Raw genomic sequence first — 20,576 nt, forward strand, 5'->3', positions numbered from 1 at the left:
TTGGCGCTCACTTCACGCCGAGCACGACATAGTCGTCGAGCAGTTGCCACACCGTGCCCACCTCGGCGAAACCGGCTTGGGCGAGCGCCGACAGGTGGAAGTCGACGGCGGTAGACGGCGGGTCGGGACGCTCGGCGAACCGCTCGTCGCGAACCGCCGCGAGCGCGGCGGCGCCCGGCTGGGTCCGTGCCGCCTGCCACCACCGGTCCCAGCTCAGTGCGCCGGAGCGGTGTGCGCGCTGCTGAGTCGCTTCGTCATGTGCGGCGGAGAAGCGACCGAGCGCCGGTGATCGGCGGTCGAAGCGGAAATGGTCGCCGTTGAGCAGGATTCCGCCGGTGCCGAGCAACGCCGCGGCGTCCGAATAGACGCGTAGCAGGGTATCGGGCATGAGCCAGTGCAGCGCCGTCGTCGACACGAAGGCATCGGGCGCACTGCCGCCGAGCGCCCCGGCGACGAGAGCCGGCCAGTTCTCGTCAGCGAGATCGGCGTCGAGGACCGTCACCCGGTCCCCGTAGACCGGCCGCAACGCCCGGGCCGCGATGTCGAGCAGCAGCGGGTCGTGGTCGACGGCGACGACCCTGGCGTTCAGCAGCGCATCGAGCACTCGCCTGGTCAATGACCCTGGCCCGCAAGCCAAGTCGACGACGACCGGGCTGTCGCCGCACGCGAGTTCCAACAACTCCACCATGATGCGGAACCTGCCCTCGCGGTCGGCGATATAGGCGGCCTGCTGCTCGTCCCACGATGCCAGAAGCGCGGCCGCGGATTCGGCGCCGCTCATTTGCCGACCACCCCGAGCGTGCGCAGCCCGGCCGCGACAGTCTCGATCGCATCGACATTGCGCAGCGACGGGTCCATCGCAGTGCCCGGCAACACGATCCACCGGCGTTCCCGCACCGCGGTCAACCGCTTGGCGGCCGGATCGGTTTCCAGGAACCGGATCTTGGCGGCCGCGCTGTCGCCGTCGTCACCGCGGGTCAGGTCGGCGAGGATGAGTACGTCGGGATCGCGTTCGAGGATGGCCTCCCACGAGATCTCGGGCCACAGTTGGCGGTTGTCGGCGAATGCATTCCGTGCTCCGAGTTCGGTGGTGATGATGCCCGGCGCACCGCAACAGCCCGCGATGTAGGGAGTCTTGGTGCCCGCGTACCACCACATCACCGTGACGCCGTCGGCCTTGAGCCCGTCGGCCGCGGTGGCCTTCCGGGCACGCAGCGACGAGATCAGCTGATCGGCCCGATCCTGGACGCCGAATATCTTTGCCACATCGGCAATCTCCGCGTACATGTCATCGAGCGTGAGCGGCCGCTGCTGGGCGGCGTCCTGCCCACCGCATTCGCTCGACGATTGATAGGTGGGCACGCCGAGACTCTCGAAGCGGTCCCGCGGGGCCACTCCCTCGTGGGTGAACGACCAGTCGAACGTCGCGTACACGAAGTCGGGCTTCTCCTTCAGAACACGTTCGAACGACGGGAAATCGCGACTCAGCACCGGCACTTTGGCGTTCTCGGCGGCAAGCTCGGGGCGGACCTCGTCGCTCCACGATGCGCTGCCGACCATGCGATCGGCCAGTCCGAGCGTCAACAACAGCTCGGTGGCCGGCTGATTGATCGAGACCGCTCGTTGCGGCGGAGCTTTCACCGTCACCGTTCGGCCGCAGTTCTCCACGGCAACGGGATAGCCAGCGGTGTCGCCGCCGGACGAGGTGGTGGTCTTGCCCGCCGATGAGCCGCACCCGGCCAGCAGCGACATGGCAAGTAGGAGAACGGAAATGGTGCGCGTGCGCTCAGACACGACGAGACCTTTCGATCCGGGACCCGATCGCGGAGTCCGTCCGATGGGCGGACCTCGCGCCGCAACCCGGCGACGAGGCCCGAGCCAGCAGGTCTTCGGACTCGGAATCATCCAGGCGGAGCGCCTTCCCAGCCCCGTCGAGGGGCCAGTGGCCGTTGCTCCGCCTGTCCTCCATACCGCTGCGCGTCAGTTCCGGATTCGCACCGGATTCCCTGACCCAATCGGGCTGGGTACGACTGGCTCGACCGGACCATACCAGCGCGCCGGATCGGGTGGGCGCCTCGGCGGCGCAGGTGGGCACAAAAGGCATCAGCACGCGTTAATGATAATCATTTTCATTAAGGCGTTGAACGCCACCCCTGGCAACTTTTCCGTCCGGCCGCCAAGACACCCGCGCTGCCCTACATTCATCCGGTGACTACCGCCAAGGTGCCTCCCGTCGGGCTGGTCCGCGCCACCGAACGCGTCCGCCATCACCTGCGCAGGCTCTATCAGCGCACGGCCCCGCCGCCCGCCGTGATGCTCGAGTTGATCCTGTCCGCCTGGGTCGCACAGGGCATCACCGTCGCCGCGGAGCTCGGAGTCGCCGACGCGCTGGCCGGCGGTCCGCTGCGCCCGGACGAGCTGGCCCGCCGGGTCGGCGCCGACGCCGATGCGCTGGACCGGCTCATGCGGGCACTGGTCAGCGAGGGGGTGTTCCGCCGGACGCGCGACGGACGCTATGCGCTCAACACACTCGCCGACAGCCTGCGCAAGGACGCTCCGGTGTCGATCGCGGCGATGGCCAGATTCGTGGGCTCGCCGCAGCATCGCGAGCACTGGAGCCACCTCGGCGACGCTGTACGCACGGGCGAAGCCGTCATCCCCAAGCTGCGCGGCAAAGAGGCCTTCGACTACATCGGTTCCGAGCCCGAACTCGCCGCGATCTTCAACGACGCGATGACGAGCATCTCGGAATTGGCGATCGCCCCGGTGGTCGCGGCCTACGATTTCAGCCGTTTCGCCACGATCGCCGATGTCGGCGGCGGGCACGGTCGGCTGCTGTCGGCCATCCTGGAAGCGACGCCGTCGGCCAGGGGTCTGCTCTACGACCTGCCCCAGGTCGTCGAAGGCGCCCCGGAGTTGCTCGGCAGGTACGGCACCGCGGAGCGGGTGCAAGTGCTGCCCGGGTCGTTCTTCGAACGCGTACCCGAGGGGGCCGACGCCTACATCTTGAAAAACATCATTCACGACTGGCCCGACGAACAGGCGCTGACGATCTTGCGCAACGTGCGCGCCGCCGCAGCACCGGGAACCACACTGTTGCTCATCGAGGGCGTCATCCCCGACCACGACCGCGAATTCATCGGCAAGTGGACCGACATGGAAATGCTGATCGGCATCGCGGCCCGCGAGCGTACCGAGGCCGATTACCGCAAGCTCTACGAGCAGGCCGGGTTCCGGCTGACCCGCGTGGTGCCGACGGCATCACCGTTCAGTTTGGTTGAGGGGCAAGCGGTCTGACGCCGTTCACCTCGCGGTGACGTGTGCGATGTGTTTTTTGAGCTGATCAGCCACCCGGTCCAGCGGTTCAATGCTCCGCTGAGCCCGGCACATCGCCACAGTGCCCTCGATCGCCGCGACGATGAGCGTGGCGGTTTCGACGGCATCGCCGTCAGGCGCGCCGTGCTCGCGCAACGCGTCGGCGAGTAGCGAGGTCCAATTGGCGAATGCGGCGGCCGCGGCGTCGCGGGGCTGGGCGCGGTCATCGTCGGGGTAGTCCTCGACCGCCACCGCAAGCACCGGGCATCCGGCACGAAAGTCGCTGTCCAGAACGATCTTCCGCCACATATCTGTGAAAACTCGCAGGCCTTGCACTGGCCCCGCGCGCATAGCCTCGCGCAGACCCGTAACCGTGAGGTCGTCGGCCCAGCGCACCGCTTCGGTGGCGAGTTGGTCCTTGCCGCCCGGGAAGTAGTGGTAGACGGATCCGAGCGGCGCGTTCGCATGCTGGGCGAGATGCCGCACGCTCGTGGCGTTCAGCCCGCGACGACGAATCATGTCAGCCGCGCCGGCGACCATGCGCATTCGCGACGATTCATCCGGTTCCCGGGTCATGCCCGCCCCCATCCTTGCTATGACGACTGTTCTAATCTAGCGTCACGGAATCTATGACAGTCGTTATAACGGAGGTCACCATGCCGATGGTCCAATTGACAATGCCCGCGGGCGTGCTCGGGCCCGATGCCCGCGCAACGCTCAGACGGACACTCGCCGCCACGCTGCTCCGCTGGGAAGGCGCACCCGACACGGCGTTCTTCCGAGCGCAGGCGTGGTCACGTATCGAGGAGACCGCCGTCGGAGCCTTCGGCGCTCTCGGTGACGACGCACCGCGGTTCCGCGTCGATGTCACGGTCCCCGAAGGGGCGCTGTCGGAACGGCGGAAAGCCGGTTTGGTCAAGGAGCTCACTGCGCAGGTGCTGACCGCCGCGGACCTGGATTCAACTGAGGCGCTGCGGGTTTGGGTGCTCGTGAACGAGCAGCCAGAAGGCACCTGGGGTGCTGGCGGTGCGGTCGTGAAGTTCGCCGAACTCAAGGCGGCGGCCCAGGCGCAGCGATCCGATGCGTGAACTCACGTTCGTCCGCACGGGACTGCTGCAGTGGCGCGAACGGCCCGAACCTCGACTACAGGACCCACGCGATGCCCTGGTGCGGCCGTTCGTGGCAGGCCGCTGCGACGGCGACACCATGCCGATCCACCGCCACGTCTCACGCCTCATGCAGGTCGGCATGCGGACCGGAATCGTCGACCCGATCGTGGCGAGCATCTGTGGGCCAGTGCCCTTTCGAGGTCCGTTCAGCATCGGCCACGAGTGCGTTGCCGAGGTCATCGCCGCGGGCCCGGACGCCGACGTCCGCCGTGGCGACGTCGTGATCGTGCCCTGGTCGGTGTCCTGCGGCGACTGCGTCAATTGCCGGCGCGGGATAACCGCCAAATGCTCGACCACCCGGACCGGCACACTCGCAGCGTTCGGTTTTGGCTCCGCCAGCGGACCGTGGGGCGGCATGGTCGCGGACCTGCTTCGTGTCCCGTTCGCCGACCATATGCTGGTCAAGGTCCCTGCCGAAATGGATCCCCTGCGGGTCGCCGCCGCCAGTGACAATCTTTCCGACGCGTGGCGTTGCGTCGCTCCCGCCCTCGACGCCCGCCCGAACGGCCGCGTGCTGATCCTCGGCGGCGCCGCTCAGAGTATCGGCCTGTACGCCGCAGGACTCGCGGTGTGCCTAGGCGCCGAGGTCGTCGACTACGTCGACCACCAACCCGAACGGCTCGCGATCGCCGAGCGTCTCGGTGCCAGCGCACACCGCGTCAAGAAGCACGAGCGCCGCCAATCTGACATTCCGGGCCGCGACTACGACGTCGCGGTCGAGGGCACATCGTCGGCCGCGGGCATCGCAACGGCTGCCCGCAGCCTGGCCCCAGGCGGCATCCTGCAACCCGTCGGTTACTACCTACCGCGTGGAACGAGAGTGCCCTTGATGCACATGTACGCCAACGACGCCATCCTCAAGATCGGCGTCTCGAACGTGCGCGCCGTGCTGCCGGACGTTCTCGACTTCGTCGGCCGCACCGGCTTCCCCGCCGAACTCGTCACGAGTGTCACCGCGGAGTGGGACGACGCGCCAGACGCCTACCGGGCCCACACAACGAAACTCGTCCTACAGCGCCCGCGCGTGACCGCTTGATCAAGGCACGCGTCAGCCGTTCGAAACCGACTGCGCTGCCGCGTCCGACGGTGTGCCCTTCAAACCGCGCCAGAACAGGTTGATCATCAACTCGGCGGCCTCGTTGACATCGGCGTCGCCGGTGCTGACCCGGGTCGCGATGGCCTCGCCCGCACCTACCAGCGCGACGGCCATCATCTCGAAGTCGCTGTCGGGCTGAGGATTACGGGTGCCCGTACTCAACAGCCTGGCGACGAGGTCGATGATGCGCTCACGGCCCTCACGCACGGTGTGCGCGAATGCCTGTGAGCTCGTGGCCTGCGTGTAGAGCACCATCCAGGACGCGCGGTTGGTGTCGATGTAGGTCAGAAACGACCGCACCGCGTTGCGCAGCAGGTCCTTCGGGCTCTGGGTGAAATCGATCTGGCCGCGCACGACGTCGACGAATCGGGTCAGCTCACGGTTCAGACAGGCCCCGAACAACTCCTCCTTGGAGCCGTAGTACAGATACAGCATCGGCTTGGAAATCTCGGCCTCGGCGGCGATCGCGTCCATCGAAGTCTCGTGATAACCGTTGACCGAGAACATCTGTACCGCGGCATCGAGCATCTGCTGTTCGCGCACCGCGCGCGGGAGCCGCTTCGTTCCACCAGCCATCCGAACAGGGTATCTGTCAGGGCAGCAACTCCGTACGCCGTTGCTCTTCCCACAGCGCCATGCGGGTGCGTGCGGGTTCGCCGACGGCGTCCATGACAAGCGGGATGAGCAGCTCGGTGAGCAGGAATCCCGCCGCCATGCTCTGGTAGGTCGTGCCCACGGTGCTCGACGCCGCGAGCACCACCTCGGCGTCGGGCGCGACCGGGCAGGCCAGGTCGTCGGTGATGAGCAGCACGGTCGCGCCGGCCCGGTGCACACGGCCGGCCAGGACGGCGGCGCTGCGCTCGTAACGGTGGTAGTCGAACAACACCAGCACGTCGGTGCGCGACAGTTCCAGCAATGCACCGAGGTCGCGGCCGGTCGGGTCGGTGAGCACCCGCACACCGGGTCGCAACTGCTCGAGATGGGCGGCCAGGTGAACGGCCAGCAGCTGCGAGAACCGGCCGCCGTGCAGGTACAGGGTCCGGCCGGTGTCCGCGAGCAGCGCGACCGCGGCTTCCAGCGCGGACTCCGGCAGCATCGCCAGTGTTTCCGCGGCCCGTTCGTTCTGCGCGCGGGCCTGCTGCAACAGGCGGTCGAGCATGCTGCCCGCGGCAGGGGCATCCGGGAGCCGGGTGATCGGTCCGCTCGATCTGGCCGACAGCTCGGCACGCAAGGCGACCTGGAGATCGGCGAATCCCTCATAGCCGAGGGACTGTGCGAACCGCAGCACGGTCGGCGGGCTCACCTCGGCCCGTTCGGCGAGCCGCGCCGCGCTGGCCAGACCCGCGCTCGGATAGTCGGCGAGCAACGCGCGTCCGACCCGCCGCTCGGCCTTACTCAGTGTCGGCAGTGCCGCCGTCGCACGCGCCTCCACCGTCGGCTCGGCGTTTGCGGAATCTTCGGACACGCTTCTCAATCTGCCATGACCGGCACCGAAGTCATCGACAAGTCACTCATCGAGATTGCGGTGACGCTCTCGGGCGGCAGCGGCTGCCAGTCCAGATCGCCGAATCCGGTTGACCCCACCACGAGCGTGCCGTCGGCGGGGCGGGCCCACCGCAAAGCGAAGTAGTCCTCGAGGTGCTCGGTCGGCAGCTCGGCGGCCGTGATCTCCTCGACGTCCTCGTCGGGCAGAAAACTGTGCGCGTGGGCGTGCACGGCGATCAGCTGCCCCTCGCCGAGCACGAGCGCATTGAGGCTCGCTTCCCGGTAGATCGGCCGCAACTGCGCCACCGCACGCCGGACCGCCTCGGCCAGATCGGGTGCGGTGCGGCGATGCTGCCGGATGACGCCGAAGTAGCGCTCGCTGTCGGTGGTACCCCGCAGCGACGCGGCGATGTCTGGTTCGAGCATGTCGTCGAGCGGACTGGCCGGCTTGATGGATCCGTTGTGCGCCATGGCGATTCCGTCCACGACAAAGGGATGCGAGTTCTGCGGTTCGACGGCCAGCCCGTTGGTGGCCCAACGCAGGTGCACCATGCTCGCGAGCGCGGGCGGGCGCCGCACCGCTGAATCGAACGCCGGGTCGTCGAGCGCGCTGCCCGCCGACACCTCGACGCCGGGAACACCCCCGGCCTGCTCGACCCGGGCGATACCCCAACCGTCGCCGTGCACGCGCGTCAACGCGACGAAGTCCTTGAGGACGTGGGCGCCGACCGCGTCCGAGACGGAAATCGGTGTCGTCGACACCACGCCCAGCAGTCGGCACATGGATTCGCCCCTCCCCGCCAAAATTTAATGAATCGAACCTATAGCGCTCATATTAAAGAATATGAAACATTTATGACATAGCGTGCTCGCAGACTCGGAACGTCAGGAGGACCTATGCCGGCAGCCATCACGCCACGTATCGACGAACTGCGCGCCGAAGGCGTCGAGATCGTGGCCGGATCGCTGACCGACCTGGCAGGCGTCACTCGCGCCAAATACGTCCCGCTGCACCGCCTTTCGGCGTTCGAACAATCCGGCATGGGGGTCTCGCCGTCGTGGAGCGTGTTCTGCGTGGACAGCGGCATCGCCTTCACCCCGAGCATCGGCGTGGTCGGCGACCAGCGGATCCGCATCGACCCGGCCGACCTGCGCCTGGTCGAGGAGAAAGTCGCGTGGGCCCCGGCGAGCCTGTACGACCAGCAGGGCAATCCGGCCCCGCTGTGCACCCGGTCGTTGTTGGCGGACACCGAACGAGCCGCGGCGGACCGCGGCCTGAACGTCCTCGTCGGGGCCGAACTCGAATGCACGATGCTCGCACCGGACGGTGGGCACGCCACCACGGCCAACTGGTCGCCCTACGGCATACGTACATCGCTGGACAAATCGGCTTTCCTCGTCGACCTCAACGCCACAGCCGCCCGCGCCGGCCTCGCCGTCGAACAACTTCACACCGAGTACGGCCACGACCAACTCGAGGTGTCCTTGGCGCCCGCCACACCGGTGGCCGCCGCTGACGCAGTCATCCTGGCGCGCATCGTGATCGGCCGGGTCGCGGCCCGGCACGGCATGACGGTCTCCTTCTCCCCGGTGCCGTTCGCCGGCGAGGCCGGCAACGGCGCGCATCTGCACCTGTCACTGGCCGACGACACCGGCCCGCTGCTGTCGGGCGGCGACGGACCGCACGGCATGAGGTCGTCCGGATGCTCGGCCGTCGCGGGCGTGCTCGATGGCCTGCCCGATCTGGTCGGGGTATACGCCGGTTCGGTGATCTCGGCGGCGCGGCTCAAGCCCGGCAACTGGGCGGGCGCGGCGAAATGCTGGGGGCTGGAGAACCGGGAGGCGGCCGTGCGGTTCATCGCGGCTACCCCGGGAAATCCGCACGGCGCCAACGTCGAACTGAAGATCATCGATCCGAGCGCCAACCCGTATCTCGCCGCGGCGGCCCTGCTGGGCAGCGCACTGCGCGGCATCGACAAAGACCTGCGACTGCCCGCCGAGGTCATCGACGATCCGGCCAACAGTGAAGCCAGACCGCTACCGGCCGATCACCGCACGGTGATCGAACTCCTGGAATCCTCGGCCGTCGCCGCCGAGCTCCTGACGCCTGCGGTGGTCGAAGGACTGGCGGCCGTGCGTCGGCACGAGCTCGTCACCTATGGCGACCGCCCACCCGCCGAGACCTGCCAGGCCCTGCGCCTGGCGTGGAGCTGCTGACCCACCCGAAGGAGACTCTCGATGACCACCAGCGCCACACCGGAATCCGATCAACTGCCACACCGGCGCCTGCCGTTCTGGGTGGCGCTGGCGCTGTCGGTCGCCACCGTCGGCCCGACCCTGGCCATGTCGGGAAACGGGCAGGGACTGATCGGCACCGTCGGCAAGGCCATCCCGCTGGTGTTCTTGATCGGCCTCATCGGGGTCTCGCTGGTCGGCTACAGCTTCGTGCGGCTGACCCGTCATCTCAACCACGCCGGATCGGCCTACGCCCTGGTCGGCGGCACCGTCGGGCCGCGCGCCGGCTTCTTCTCGGGCTTCGCGATGCTCGGCGCCTACGTCGGATTCTCCATCGGAACCCTGGCATTGACAGCGGCTTTCACCAACGCGTTCATCGCCCAACTGCAACCGGCCAGCGAAAACCCTTACCAGTTGCCCTGGTTGGTGGTCGTGGTGATCGCAGCGGTGATCTCGTTCGCACTGGCCGGTCGTGACATCAGGCTGCTCGCCAAGATCCTGCTCGGCATCGAGGGCATCGGCGTCGTCGCGATGGTCGTGCTGGTCGTCGTGATCTTCGCGCGCGGCGGCGCCGAGACCACCGGGATCGACTTCAGCGTGTTCTCGTTCTCCGGCGGCGGTGTCTCGGCCTCGGCCGTGCTCAGCGGTGTGGTCGCCGCGTTCCTGTCCTGGGCCGGATTCGAGGCCTGCGCATCGATGGGCGAGGAGACCGACAACCCGGGCCGCAACATCCCGCGCGCGCTGGGCGGCACGCTGATCCTGACCGGAGTGCTGTTCGTCGTCGTGATGTTCGCTCAGGTCATCGGATTCGGCACCGACGAGGCTGGGCTCGCGGCGTTCCAGAGCTCGGGTAACACGTTGGGCGACTTGGGCTCAAGCTACATCGGGCAGTGGTTCTCGCTGCTGATTATCTTCACCGCGACTGTCGCGGCATTCGGCTGCCACATGGCCACCGCCGCGACGTCGGGCCGCATGCTCTATGCGTTCGGCCGCGACGGCTTCGGCCCGAAGTCATTGGCGCACATCCACGAAGCGACGGGTGGGCCGCGGCGCGCCTCGTGGCTCGTGGTGGGGCTGGCGCTGGTGATCAACCTGATCTGCGGTGCGATCGGCTGGCCCGACATGGGCACCGGTAACGACGCGATCGACACCTACTTCCTGTTCGCGGTGGCCGGTTCGGTGTGCCTGATGGTGTGCTACCTGCTTGTCGAGATCGCCGCGGCGTGGTTCGTCGGCGCACCCAAGTTCGTCGACGTGCACGGCGGCCATGGCAAGGTCCTGGGCCTGGCGCTGCCGCTGCTGGGTGCGGTGGTGATCGCGGTGGTGTTGTGGTTCAACGTCAAGGACGCCGAAACGTGGACCGCAGCACCGCTTTTGGGGCTGTACTGGTGCGCGATCGGTCTGTTGATCGCGTTGGCCGCCTCGGGGATCGCCAAACGTGTCGGTGAATCGTTGACCGCCGAGCTGGCGCTCACACCGCCGGTGGAGGTGCGGTGAACACGCTCTACGAGCGCGACGAAGCCGTCATCGCCGGGATCGAGAAGCTGCGGTTCTTCCCGCTGGAGGTGGTTTCGGGGAACGGCTGCACGCTCATCACCCCCGATGGCCGTGAACTGCTGGACCTTTCGGCGACGTGGACGGCGTCGGGGTTGGGGCACGGGCACCCGGCAGTCGCGGACGCGGTCAGCCGTGCCGTGCGCACCGCGCCGGGTGCCGGTGGTCTGTCGGCAGTCCATCCGGACTCCGTCGGCCTGGCCGAGGATCTGCTGGCCCTGGTGCCGGGAACCGGTGAGCGCCGGGTGTATCTGGGCCACGCCGGATCCGACGCCAACGACGTCGCCCTTCGGGCCTGCAGACACGCGACCGGACGCCGCACCGTACTGGCGTTCGAGCACAGCTATCACGGCGGTGTCGGCGTCGCGATGGGCGTCTCGGGTGTGCATGTCGACGCGGGCGTGCCCGCGGACGCCGACGTGGCATTCCTGCCCTATCCCAACCCGTTCCGGCCGGCTCGCGATGAGGTCGGCGCCGACGTCGCGGCCTGCCTCGACCTCGCCGACCGGCACATGGCGACCGGAACGGTCGCGTGTCTGATCGTCGAGCCGATCCTGTCCGACGGCGGGCTCGTCGTGCCGCCCGACGGGTTCCTCGCCGACCTGCACGAGGTATGCCGACGCCACGGAGTCCCGTTGATCTGCGACGAGGTCAAGATGGGCCTGGGCAGGCCGGGCACGCTGCACGCGTTCGAACACGACGGCGTCGTCCCCGACATCGTCACATTCGGCAAGGTGCTGGGCGGCGGATTGCCGCTGTCGGCGGCGGTCGGACCTGCCGCACTGCTCGACGAGCCGGCCGCTTCGGCGCTGTTGACCACCGCCGGAAACCCCGTCTGCACCGCGGCCGGCCGCGCCGTACTCGCCACGATCGTCGGTGAGCGGCTCGCTGAGCGGTCGGCGAAAGTCGGTGCGGTACTGCAGGATGCGTTGCGCGCGGTCGACAGCGACGTGATCGGCGACGTGCGGGGCCGTGGGCTGGCGATCGGGTTGGAACTCATCGATCCCGCGACCGGGGGTCCCGATCCCCGGCTGGCCGCCCAGGTGTCTTACCGGGCCTGGGAGCTCGGCGCGGTGGTCTACTACGTCGGAGGCAATGTCCTGGAGATCACGCCGCCGCTGATACTGAGTGAAGAGCAAGCTGTGCGGGCCGCCGAGATCCTCGGTTGGGCCATCGACGACGCGGCCGCGGGAAAGGTCGACGCAGAGGAGGTCGCACGATATGCCGGATGGTGAATTCGCGGGCTCACCCATCGATGTGTTCGACGGCGTCGGATCCGCCGTGCCCGCCGAACTCGCCGACCACCTGCGCACCGTCCGCCTCGTCGACCACCATGTGCACGGGACGTTCGACAAGCCGGTGGACCGGGCCGGGTTCGAGGCGTCGATCAACGAGGGATCCACCGATCCGATACCGGATTTCATGACGCAGTTCGACTCCCCGCTGGGGCTGTCGATACGGCGTTGGTGCGCACCGGTTCTCGGCCTGCCCGCCCATGCGGGCGCCGACGAGTACTGGAAACGCCGCAGCGAGCTCAGCCCCGACGACCTGTCGGAGCTCATGCTGCCGTTGGCCGGCGTCGAGCGCTGGGTCGTCGACACCGGCTTCCAGGGCGATCTCATCACCACCCCCGAGCGGCTGACCCAGCTCAGCGGACGGCCATCCTCGTCGATCCTGCGGCTCGAGCGCTTGGCCGAGGAACTGCTCGAGGACGGAACGCGCCCCGAGGACTTTCCCGACGCGTTCCGCGCCGCGCTGGCCGATGCTGCCGCGGACACCGTGGGTACCAAGACGATTGCGGCGTACCGGACCTCGTTCGACATCGACTGGTCTCGCCCGGCCGATGCGCAGGTGGTCGAGCACGCCCGGGAACTCGCCGGGCGGGACACGCTGCGGCTCGACAGTCCGGTGCTGATCGCGTTCGGTGTGCATGAGGCCGCCGCGCACGGCCTGCCGATCCAGGTGCATGTCGGGTTCGGCGACCGCGACCTCGACCTGCACCGCACCGACCCGATGCTGCTGCTGCCGTTGCTGCGCACCATGACACCGGTGCCGGTGCTGTTGCTGCACTGCTATCCGTTCCACCGCAAGGCCGGCTATCTCGCGCAGGCGTTCGATCACGTGAATTTCGATGTGGGACTTGGTATCAACTATCTCGGTGTGCGGTCGACGGGCCTGGTGGCCGAAGCCCTGGAGACCGCGCCGTTTGCCAAGCAGCTGTACTCGTCGGATGCGTTCGGCCCGCCCGAACTGCATCTGCTCGGCTCGGTGCTGTGGCGCCGCGCGATGGGGCTGGTGCTCGGTGAGTGGGTGCGGGCCGGGGACTGCACCGAGGCCGACGCGATCCGGATCGTCGACATGATCGGGGTACACAACGCGAACCGGGTGTACGCGTTGTGAACCACGAGGCCGCACCGTTGTTCGAGGCGCTGCGCCGGTTCGTTGAACGCGACCAGGCGCCGTTCTACAGCCCCGGCCACAAGGGCGGACGCACACTCGACCCGTGGTTCCGCGATCACATTGCCGCCGTTGACCTCAACAACCTGCCCGACACCGACACCCTGCACTGTCCGGAGGGCCCCATCCTGGCGGCCGAGGAACTGATCGCCGACGCGTGGGGTGTCGGCGCGAGCTTCATCCTGGTGCAGGGCTCGACGAGCGGCAACATCGCCATGGCGCTGTCGGCGCTGGCACCCGGGGAACCGGTTCTGGTGCAACGCAATGCGCACAAGTCGGTGCTCGCGGGGCTGGTGCAGGTCGGCGCCCGGCCCGTCTGGCTCGAGCCTCGCTGGGACGATGGATTCGGCGTCGCACACGGGTTGGACGCCGACGTGGTCGAACGGGCGTTCGCCGAGACCGGCGCGAAAGCGCTGTGGGCACTGCACCCGACGTACTACGGCACCACCGCCGACATCGAGGCGCTCGCGTCGCTGTGCCGGCGCTTCGGCGCCAGACTTCTGGTCGACGGGGCGCACTCGCCGCACTTCGCGTTCCATCCCGAACTGCCGGTGGCGGCCGAGCGGGCCGGCGCGAGCGCGACCGTGCAATCGGTGCACAAGATCCTGTCGGGGCTCAGCCAGGCCGCGGTGCTGCACATCGACCCCGGCGAACTCGATCCGGCCGCCGTACGCCGCGCATTGCAGCTGATCCAGACCACCAGCCCGCATTTCGCCATCATGGCGTCGATCGATCTGGCTCGCCGCCAGATGATGGTGAACGGACGCGACATGCTCGACGCGACGTTGGATCGGGCCAGACGCGCCGCGACCCGGCTGGCCGCGATCGACGGCCTGCGGGTACTGCGGCCCGGTGACGCCACCGGCGCGCACACCGGCTTTCACGGACTGGACGAGACCAAATTGCTCATCGGCACCCGTGGTCTTGCCGCCGACGCGCGCGATCTCGTCGCGCGGCTCAACAAGGTGCACGGCGTGCAGCCCGAATTGAGCGGGCCGGGCCACGTGCTCTGCATCTCGACCATCGGCAACACGGAAGCCGACATGGACCGGCTGGTGGCCGGCTTCACCGAGGTGGCGCAGTGGTCGGGCCGCAGCGCCGGGCCGGCCAGCGCCGACGACATGTTGATCGCCGACCTGCTGGCGTTTCGCGCCGACACGGTGCTGACCCCGCGTGAAGCGTTCTTCGCCGATGCGGGCGCGGTGCCGTTCAGCCAGGCGACCGATCGCATCGCGGCCGAGGCCATCACGCCCTATCCGCCGGGCATTCCCCTCGTCATGCCCGGTGAACGTCTGACGGCCGAGGTCGTCGACCTGCTGACGGCGCTGCGTGCGGCAGGCAATCCGATCAGCGCATCGGACCCGGAACTGGGCACCGTCACCGTCGTGAAGTGAGCGTCAGCCGCAGCGGATCCCGCCCTTGGCGGCCGCTACCCGCTGCAGTGACGCATCGACGGCGGCCTGGCTGAGATCGCCTGCGGCCACCGCCTGCTCCAGCCCGTCGAGAACCGCGGGCACCTCGCCCGTGGTGACCCACAGCGCGTTGTCGGCACCGGCCCGCAGGGCGCGCAGAACAGCGTCGGCCACGCCGTAGCGCTGGTTGATCGCGGCCATGCTCGACAGGTCGTCGGTGTAGACGACGCCGTTGAAGCCGGGGCCGCCGTAACCGCCGGAGCGCAGCAGTTGGTACGCCGCGGGGCTCAGGCTGGCCGGGTCTGCGCCGGTGAGCCCGGGCACCTGCATGTGCCCGACCATGACGGCGACCGGTGCGGCGGTGGTCAGGGTCTTGTACGGAACCAGGTCGTTGTTCTGCAGATCGGCGAGCGGCGGCGTGGTCACCGAGCCGGTGTGCGAGTCGCCCGAGGCGTGGCCGTGGCCGGGGAAGTGCTTGAGGACCGGCAGCACCCCGGCATCGCGCAGTCCGCGGGCGTACGCCCCGGCGTACTCGGTGACGACGGCCGGGTCATCGCCGAACGACCGGTCACCGATCGCGGCGCTGTTCGCGGAGACGTCGACGACGGGCGCGAAGTCGACGGTGATGCCGAGGCCGCGCATCGCCCGGCCGCGCTCGAGCGCGATGCCGTACACCTCGTCGGCGGTGCGGGTCTGGGCGAGGTCGCGAGCCGACGGCTGGCTGCCGATGAGCGACGACAGCCGCGATACCCGACCGCCTTCCTCGTCGACGCTGACCGACAGCGGAAGTGGTCCCGAGTTGGCGACGATGTCGGCAAGCGAACCGTCGGTGAGCATCGACAGGTCGGTCCAACTGCCGACCATGATGCCGCCGACATGCTGATTGGCGACGATCGCCCGCGCGTCCGCAGCGCCGGTGACCCCGACCGTCAGCAGCTGCGCCAGCTTGTCACGCACCGGCAGGCTCGCCAGATCACAGCTCTGCGGCGCGGCGGGCAACGGCTCATTGGTCGCCACGGGCTGCATGGCCGGCGGCTCGGTCGTGGGTGCGGGCTGCGGGCTGCTCGGCGAGGAACAGGCCAGCAGCAGTCCGGACATCGCTACGAACGTCGCGAGGAGGCGCGGTGAAGCCATGGGGCCTGACCCTAGCCGGTGGCGAAGCGGTAATCGATCCCCTGCGTGTCGCGCCAGGCCCACTCACCGGCGGCCGGAACGCCGGAACACCCGCTCGTCAGTGGCCTCGATCACTATCGTCAGCGTGCTAGGTTGGCCGGGTGAACCGGTTCGTCGTCCCCTCCGCCGCCAGCATCGTGGTCGGCCTGCTCCTGGGCGCGGCCGCCGTCTTCGGTGTGACGCTGATGGTGCAGCAGGATACGAAGCCTCCGCTGCAAGCGGGCGATCCGGCGTCATCGGTACTCAACCGGGTCGAGTACGGCGACCGTACTTAACCCGGCCCCGCCGCTCTCGCGGCGCTGGCTGTGGGTGGTCGCTGCGGCGACACTCGTCCTGACTTTCGCCCAGTCGCCCGGACAGATATCACCCGATACCAAGCTCGACCTCACCGCGAATCCGCTGCGGTTCCTGGCTCGTGCGTTCAACCTGTGGAACAGCGACCTGCCGTTCGGCCAGGCCCAGAACCAGGCCTACGGCTATCTCTTCCCGCACGGCACGTTCTTCCTGGCCGGTGATCTGCTCGGCATCCCCGGCTGGGTGACGCAGCGCCTGTGGTGGGCGCTGTTGTTGACCGTCGGGTTCTGGGGTGTGCTGCGGGTCGCCGAGGCCCTCGGCATCGGCAGTCCCAGTTCGCGGGTGCTGGGGGCCGTCGCGTTCGCGCTGTCGCCGCGCGTCCTGACCACCCTCGGCGCGATCTCGTCGGAGACGCTGCCGATGATGCTGGCGCCATGGGTGCTGCTGCCGGTCATCCTCGCGTTCCGCGGCACGCATTCGGTGCGGCTGATGGCCGCGCGTTCGGCGGGTGCGGTCGCACTGATGGGGGCGGTGAACGCCGTCGCGACCCTGACCGGATGCCTGGCCGCGGTCATCTGGTGGGCGTGCCATCGGCCGAACCGGCTCTGGTGGCGGTTCACCGCGTGGTGGGCGTTGTGCTCGGTGCTGGCGGTCACGTGGTGGGTGGTCGCGCTGGTGATGCTTGGCCGCATCAGCCCGCCGTTCCTCGATTTCATCGAGTCCTCGGGCGTCACCACGCAGTGGATGTCATTGACCGAGATGTTGCGCGGCACCGACAGCTGGACGCCGTTCGTGGCGCCCAGCGCGACCGCGGGCGCCTCGCTCGTGACGAGCACGATGGCGGTTCTGGCCACCACGCTGGTCGCGGCGGCCGGTTTGGCCGGGCTCGCGCTGCGCTCGATGCCCGCGCGCGGCCGGTTGATCGCGATGCTGTTGATCGGCGTCGTGTTGCTGGCGCTCGGCTATTCCGGAGGCCTCGGCTCACCCGTCGCGCTGCAGGTTCAGGCGTTCCTCGACGGCGCGGGCACGCCGCTGCGCAACCTCGCCAAGCTCGAGCCGGTGATCCGGTTGCCGCTCGCGCTCGGACTGGCGCACTTGCTGGGCCGGATCCCGCTGCCGGGCAGCGCACCCCGCCCGGTGTGGCTTCGGGCATTCGCGCGCCCGGAACGCGACAAGCGGATCGCGGTTGCCATCGTGGTGCTCGCCGCGCTCGCGGCGGGCACCTCACTCGCCTGGACCGGCAGGCTGACCCCGCCCGGCACGTTCACCGCGATCCCGCAGTACTGGCACGAGACCGCCGACTGGCTCGACGAGCACAACACCGAACGCGGCCGCGTGCTGGTTGCGCCCGGTGCGCCGTTCGCCACCCAGGTGTGGGGCAACAGCCATGACGAGCCGCTGCAGGTTCTCGGTGAGAGCCCGTGGGGGGTGCGCGATTCGATACCGCTGACGCCACCTGAGACGATTCGCGCCCTCGACTCGGTGCAGCGGTTGTTCGCAGCCGGCCGCCCGTCTGCCGGCCTCGCCGATACGCTTGCCCGCCAAGGAATTTCATACGTCGTCGTGCGCAACGACCTGGATCCGGACGTGTCGCGATCCGCCAGGCCGATCCTCGTGCACCGGGCTATCGAAGGCTCACCGGGGTTGTCGAAGGTGGCCGAGTTCGGCGATCCGGTGGGCCCGGGAACCCTCGAGGGATTCGTGGCCGACAGCGGACTGCGGCCGCGTTATCCGGCCGTGCAGATCTATCGCGTCGACACCGGCGGATCGAATCCGGCAGCGCCCTACCTGGTCGACGCCGACGCGATGACGCGCGTCGCGGGCGCCCCGGAGGCGCTGCTGCGCCTCGACGAGCGACGCCGGTTGTCGGCAAAGCCGCCGCTGGGTCCGATGCTGCTGGCCACCGACGCCCAGCGCGCTGGTCTACCGGTGACCGACGTCGTTGTCACCGACACCCCGACCGCACGCGAGATCGACTACGGCCGCGTCGATGACCACGCGTCGGCCATCCGCACGCCGGACGATGCGCGCCACACCCACAATCGGGTGCCCGACTATCCCGCGGGTGGCGCCGATCCGGTCTACGGCGCCTGGACCGGTGGGCGACTGTCGGTGTCCAGTTCGGCCGCGGACTCCACGGCCCTGCCCAACGTCGCACCGGCCACGGGACCTGCGGCAGCCATCGACAGCGACAGTTCGACCGCGTGGGTGTCCAACGCGCTGCAAGCCGCCATCGGCCAATGGCTGCAGGTCGATTTCGATCATCCCGTCACCAACGCCAGCATCACCATCACGCCGAGTGCCACCGCCGTCGGTGCGCAGGTGCGCCGGATCGAGGTGGCCACGGCGACCGGCACCAGCACGCGCCGGTTCGAAACCGCGGGCAAGCCGATGACGATTCCGCTGCCGGTCGGCGAGACACCCTGGGTTCGTGTCACCGCGGTGGGCACCGACGACGGCTCGGCCGGCGTGCAGTTCGGCATCACCGATCTGGCGATCACCCAGTACGACGCCTCGGGCTTCGCCCATCCGGTCAACCTTCGCCATACCGTCGAGGTACCCGGCCCGCCAGCGGGTTCGGTTGTGGCGCAATGGGATCTGGGTACCGAACTGCTCGGCCGGGCGGGTTGCGCGGACAGCCCGGTGGGCGTGCGCTGCGCGGCCGCGATGGCGCTGGCCTCCGAGGAACCGGTGAACCTCAGCCGCACCCTGACCGTCCCGGAGGCCACCGAAGTGCAACCGACGGTGTGGATACGGGGCAGGCAGGGGCCCAAGCTGGCCGATCTGGTCGCTCAGCCGGGCACCACCCGAGCGTTCGGAGATGCCGATCCGATCGACATCCTGGGTTCGGCCTATGCCGCCACCGACGGGGATCCGCGGACGTCGTGGACCGCCTCGCAGCGCGTCGTGCAGTTCAAGTCGCCACCGACACTGACGCTGAAACTGCCGGCCCGCACCGAAGTCGGTGCCCTGCGCATCGATCCTGGTTCGACGCAGCCGCCGGCGCATCCGACCCTGGTGGCGGTCGATCTCGGCGACGGCCCGCAGATGCACGAACTGCCGGGCAACGGCGAGCCACAGACGCTGACGCTCAAGCCCAAGGTGACCGACACCATCACCGTCTCGCTGTTGGCCTGGAACGACATCATCGACCGCACGTCACTCGGGTTCGATCAGCTCAAGCCGCCTGGGCTGGCCGAACTGACCGTGCTCGACGGGCGCGGCAAGCCGGTTGGCGCTGCCGACGCCGCGTCCAATCGCGAACGGGCCGTGAGTCTTCCGTGTGGGCAGGGCCCGATCATCGGCGTCGCCGGGCAGTTCATCCAGACGTCGGTGAAGACGACAGTCGGCGCGCTGCTCGACGGCGACCCGATCCCGGCGCAGCCGTGCCGCAGCGAACCGGTGGCCCTGCCTGCCGGGCAGCAAGAGCTTCTGGTCAGCCCGGGTGCGGCATTCATCGTCGACGGCGTGGTGCTGTCCACTCCCCTGGCCGACGAATTGCATACCGCCCCAACCACTCCCGTCGACATCGCAGCGTGGTCACCGGACCACCGCGAGGTCCGCGTCGGTGCGGCGCCCACCCAGCGGGTTTTGACGGTGCCCGAAAGCGTGAACCCGGGCTGGACCGCCCGTGACGCCGAGGGCAATCGGTTGACGCCTGTGACGGTGAACGGGTGGCAGCAGGGCTGGCTGATCCCGGCAGGGACCGACGGGACGGTGACGCTGTCGTTCGCCTCGAACACCCCATACCGCATCGGCCTGATCGGAGGCCTGGCGCTACTGCCACTCCTGGCACTGCTGGCGCTGTTGCCGGTGCGGCGGCCGGTGCCCGCCACGGAGCCGGCCCGTCCGTGGCGCCCCGGACCATCGATCGCGGGAGCGGGAGTGCTGGTCGCGGGAGCCGCGGTCTCGGGGCTTGCCGGCCTGGCCGTAGTGGGCGCGGCGATCGGTGTGCGGCATCTCTTGCGCAACCGCGAACGCTGGCGTGACAACGTCACCGTCGGCGCGGCGGCGGTCGGCTTCATCCTCGCCGGGGCGGTTCTGAGCCAGAACCCGTGGCGGTCGGTCGACGGGTACATCGGGCACTCCCCCGGTGTGCAGTTCCTTGCCCTGGTCTCGGTGGCGTTCTTGGCTGCCTCGGCCGTGCCACCGTGGCGTAGCCCCACCGGCAAACCCGGTCCGCAGGCGCCCAGCGAACTTTGAAGCATGCGGTGCAGCCCCATACACCGGGGCTGACCAGGGCTGTCCGTTGTACCGGTTGACAAGGCAGGTACCCGATACCTACGGTACTGACGCACACCGTTAACGCCGGCTTCAAGGTTTGCTACATGGGGGAGGCCCTGAGCCGGCCGCGACGGCGTGTAGGCAGATCCAGGAAGTTGTTCA

Annotated in this window: 17 protein-coding genes and 1 riboswitch; of the genes, 10 read left to right on the top strand and 7 right to left on the bottom strand. The window is 68.8% G+C overall.

The annotated features are described in order from the left end of the window. Positions 1-7: 7 nt before the first annotated feature. Both ACOI2T_RS34455 and ACOI2T_RS34460 read right to left on the bottom strand, forming a co-directional pair. On the bottom strand, positions 8-781 hold the full coding sequence (locus ACOI2T_RS34455; protein ID WP_409502800.1) for a class I SAM-dependent methyltransferase: 774 nt from the start codon (positions 779-781) through the stop codon (positions 8-10). Next, positions 778-1,752, bottom strand: a complete 975-nt coding sequence (locus tag ACOI2T_RS34460) for an ABC transporter substrate-binding protein (protein ID WP_409503073.1) — start codon at positions 1,750-1,752, stop codon at positions 778-780. Before ACOI2T_RS34460 ends, ACOI2T_RS34455 begins: the two co-directional genes overlap by 4 nt. A gap of 111 nt (positions 1,753-1,863) precedes the next feature. Next, positions 1,864-2,050, bottom strand: a riboswitch (cobalamin riboswitch). A gap of 158 nt (positions 2,051-2,208) precedes the next feature. On the opposite strand from ACOI2T_RS34460, the gene ACOI2T_RS34465 reads away from it, so the two are divergent. After that, entirely contained in the window at positions 2,209-3,297 is a 1,089-nt protein-coding gene (locus tag ACOI2T_RS34465; RefSeq protein ID WP_409502801.1) for a methyltransferase, read from the top strand. 6 nt (positions 3,298-3,303) lie between these two features. Here the strand turns inward: ACOI2T_RS34465 and ACOI2T_RS34470 are convergent, their stop codons facing one another. Continuing rightward, positions 3,304-3,891 (bottom strand): TetR/AcrR family transcriptional regulator, encoded by a 588-nt coding sequence (locus ACOI2T_RS34470; RefSeq protein WP_409502802.1) that lies wholly within the window; start codon positions 3,889-3,891, stop codon positions 3,304-3,306. A gap of 53 nt (positions 3,892-3,944) precedes the next feature. Here ACOI2T_RS34470 and ACOI2T_RS34475 point away from each other — a divergent pair, with 53 nt between their 5' ends. Next, positions 3,945-4,403: a tautomerase family protein gene (locus ACOI2T_RS34475; RefSeq protein WP_421875336.1), complete on the top strand. Its 459-nt coding sequence runs from the start codon at positions 3,945-3,947 to the stop codon at positions 4,401-4,403. Further along, the gene (locus ACOI2T_RS34480; protein ID WP_409502804.1) at positions 4,396-5,520 is read left to right on the top strand and encodes a zinc-dependent alcohol dehydrogenase; all 1,125 of its coding nucleotides are present in this window, start codon (positions 4,396-4,398) and stop codon (positions 5,518-5,520) included. Before ACOI2T_RS34475 ends, ACOI2T_RS34480 begins: the two co-directional genes overlap by 8 nt. A 12-nt stretch (positions 5,521-5,532) precedes the next feature. On the opposite strand, the gene ACOI2T_RS34485 is transcribed toward ACOI2T_RS34480, so the two are convergent. The 3 genes from ACOI2T_RS34485 to ACOI2T_RS34495 are packed head-to-tail and all read right to left on the bottom strand — an operon-like array spanning position 5,533 to position 7,848. Continuing rightward, entirely contained in the window at positions 5,533-6,156 is a 624-nt protein-coding gene (locus ACOI2T_RS34485; RefSeq protein WP_409502805.1) for a TetR/AcrR family transcriptional regulator, read from the bottom strand. Positions 6,157-6,172: 16 nt separating this feature from the next. Continuing rightward, complete coding sequence (locus tag ACOI2T_RS34490; RefSeq protein WP_409502806.1) at positions 6,173-7,045, bottom strand: MurR/RpiR family transcriptional regulator; 873 nt, start codon at positions 7,043-7,045, stop codon at positions 6,173-6,175. Between the two features lie 5 nt (positions 7,046-7,050). Continuing rightward, the gene (locus tag ACOI2T_RS34495; RefSeq protein ID WP_409502807.1) at positions 7,051-7,848 is read right to left on the bottom strand and encodes a class II glutamine amidotransferase; all 798 of its coding nucleotides are present in this window, start codon (positions 7,846-7,848) and stop codon (positions 7,051-7,053) included. A 114-nt stretch (positions 7,849-7,962) separates the two neighbouring features. Between ACOI2T_RS34495 and ACOI2T_RS34500 the strand changes: the two genes are divergently transcribed. The 5 genes from ACOI2T_RS34500 to ACOI2T_RS34520 are packed head-to-tail and all read left to right on the top strand — an operon-like array spanning position 7,963 to position 14,705. After that, positions 7,963-9,282 carry a type I glutamate--ammonia ligase gene (locus ACOI2T_RS34500; RefSeq protein WP_409502808.1) on the top strand — a complete coding sequence of 440 codons (1,320 nt, stop codon included), beginning with the start codon at positions 7,963-7,965 and terminating at the stop codon, positions 9,280-9,282. A 21-nt stretch (positions 9,283-9,303) separates the two neighbouring features. Beyond that, positions 9,304-10,797, top strand: a complete 1,494-nt coding sequence (locus tag ACOI2T_RS34505; RefSeq protein ID WP_409502809.1) for an APC family permease — start codon at positions 9,304-9,306, stop codon at positions 10,795-10,797. Further along, positions 10,794-12,089, top strand: coding sequence for an aspartate aminotransferase family protein (locus tag ACOI2T_RS34510; RefSeq protein ID WP_409502810.1), 1,296 nt, complete (start codon positions 10,794-10,796; stop codon positions 12,087-12,089). Before ACOI2T_RS34505 ends, ACOI2T_RS34510 begins: the two co-directional genes overlap by 4 nt. After that, a complete protein-coding gene (locus ACOI2T_RS34515) occupies positions 12,076-13,254 on the top strand; it encodes an amidohydrolase family protein (RefSeq protein WP_409502811.1) in 1,179 nt (392 codons plus the stop codon). The genes ACOI2T_RS34510 and ACOI2T_RS34515 overlap by 14 nt, the downstream gene beginning before the upstream one ends. Beyond that, positions 13,251-14,705 (top strand): aminotransferase class I/II-fold pyridoxal phosphate-dependent enzyme, encoded by a 1,455-nt coding sequence (locus ACOI2T_RS34520; RefSeq protein WP_409502812.1) that lies wholly within the window; start codon positions 13,251-13,253, stop codon positions 14,703-14,705. The genes ACOI2T_RS34515 and ACOI2T_RS34520 overlap by 4 nt, the downstream gene beginning before the upstream one ends. A gap of 3 nt (positions 14,706-14,708) precedes the next feature. On the opposite strand, the gene ACOI2T_RS34525 is transcribed toward ACOI2T_RS34520, so the two are convergent. After that, a complete protein-coding gene (locus ACOI2T_RS34525) occupies positions 14,709-15,857 on the bottom strand; it encodes a glycoside hydrolase family 3 N-terminal domain-containing protein (RefSeq protein ID WP_067848387.1) in 1,149 nt (382 codons plus the stop codon). Between the two features lie 140 nt (positions 15,858-15,997). On the opposite strand from ACOI2T_RS34525, the gene ACOI2T_RS34530 reads away from it, so the two are divergent. Together ACOI2T_RS34530 and ACOI2T_RS34535 are read left to right on the top strand one after the other, a co-directional pair. Then, the gene (locus tag ACOI2T_RS34530) at positions 15,998-16,171 is read left to right on the top strand and encodes a DUF2613 domain-containing protein (protein ID WP_018602702.1); all 174 of its coding nucleotides are present in this window, start codon (positions 15,998-16,000) and stop codon (positions 16,169-16,171) included. Positions 16,172-16,205: 34 nt separating this feature from the next. Next, on the top strand, positions 16,206-20,393 hold the full coding sequence (locus tag ACOI2T_RS34535) for an alpha-(1->3)-arabinofuranosyltransferase domain-containing protein (protein WP_409502813.1): 4,188 nt from the start codon (positions 16,206-16,208) through the stop codon (positions 20,391-20,393). Positions 20,394-20,576 lie beyond the last annotated feature (183 nt).

Source organism: Mycolicibacterium wolinskyi str. Jessa 2025 (genome assembly GCF_049241375.1).
GTDB classification, from domain to species: Bacteria; Actinomycetota; Actinomycetes; order Mycobacteriales; family Mycobacteriaceae; genus Mycobacterium; species Mycobacterium wolinskyi.

Coding starts and splice junctions, on each gene's coding strand:
- ACOI2T_RS34495 (WP_409502807.1), bottom strand. CDS start 7,848: ATGTGCCGACTGCTGGGCGTGGTGTCGACGACACCGATTTCCGTCTCG.
- ACOI2T_RS34525 (WP_067848387.1), bottom strand. CDS start 15,857: ATGGCTTCACCGCGCCTCCTCGCGACGTTCGTAGCGATGTCCGGACTG.
- ACOI2T_RS34460 (WP_409503073.1), bottom strand. CDS start 1,752: ATGTCGCTGCTGGCCGGGTGCGGCTCATCGGCGGGCAAGACCACCACC.
- ACOI2T_RS34485 (WP_409502805.1), bottom strand. CDS start 6,156: ATGGCTGGTGGAACGAAGCGGCTCCCGCGCGCGGTGCGCGAACAGCAG.
- ACOI2T_RS34505 (WP_409502809.1), top strand. CDS start 9,304: ATGACCACCAGCGCCACACCGGAATCCGATCAACTGCCACACCGGCGC.
- ACOI2T_RS34475 (WP_421875336.1), top strand. CDS start 3,945: ATGACAGTCGTTATAACGGAGGTCACCATGCCGATGGTCCAATTGACA.
- ACOI2T_RS34500 (WP_409502808.1), top strand. CDS start 7,963: ATGCCGGCAGCCATCACGCCACGTATCGACGAACTGCGCGCCGAAGGC.
- ACOI2T_RS34480 (WP_409502804.1), top strand. CDS start 4,396: ATGCGTGAACTCACGTTCGTCCGCACGGGACTGCTGCAGTGGCGCGAA.
- ACOI2T_RS34515 (WP_409502811.1), top strand. CDS start 12,076: ATGCCGGATGGTGAATTCGCGGGCTCACCCATCGATGTGTTCGACGGC.
- ACOI2T_RS34455 (WP_409502800.1), bottom strand. CDS start 781: ATGAGCGGCGCCGAATCCGCGGCCGCGCTTCTGGCATCGTGGGACGAG.
- ACOI2T_RS34470 (WP_409502802.1), bottom strand. CDS start 3,891: ATGACCCGGGAACCGGATGAATCGTCGCGAATGCGCATGGTCGCCGGC.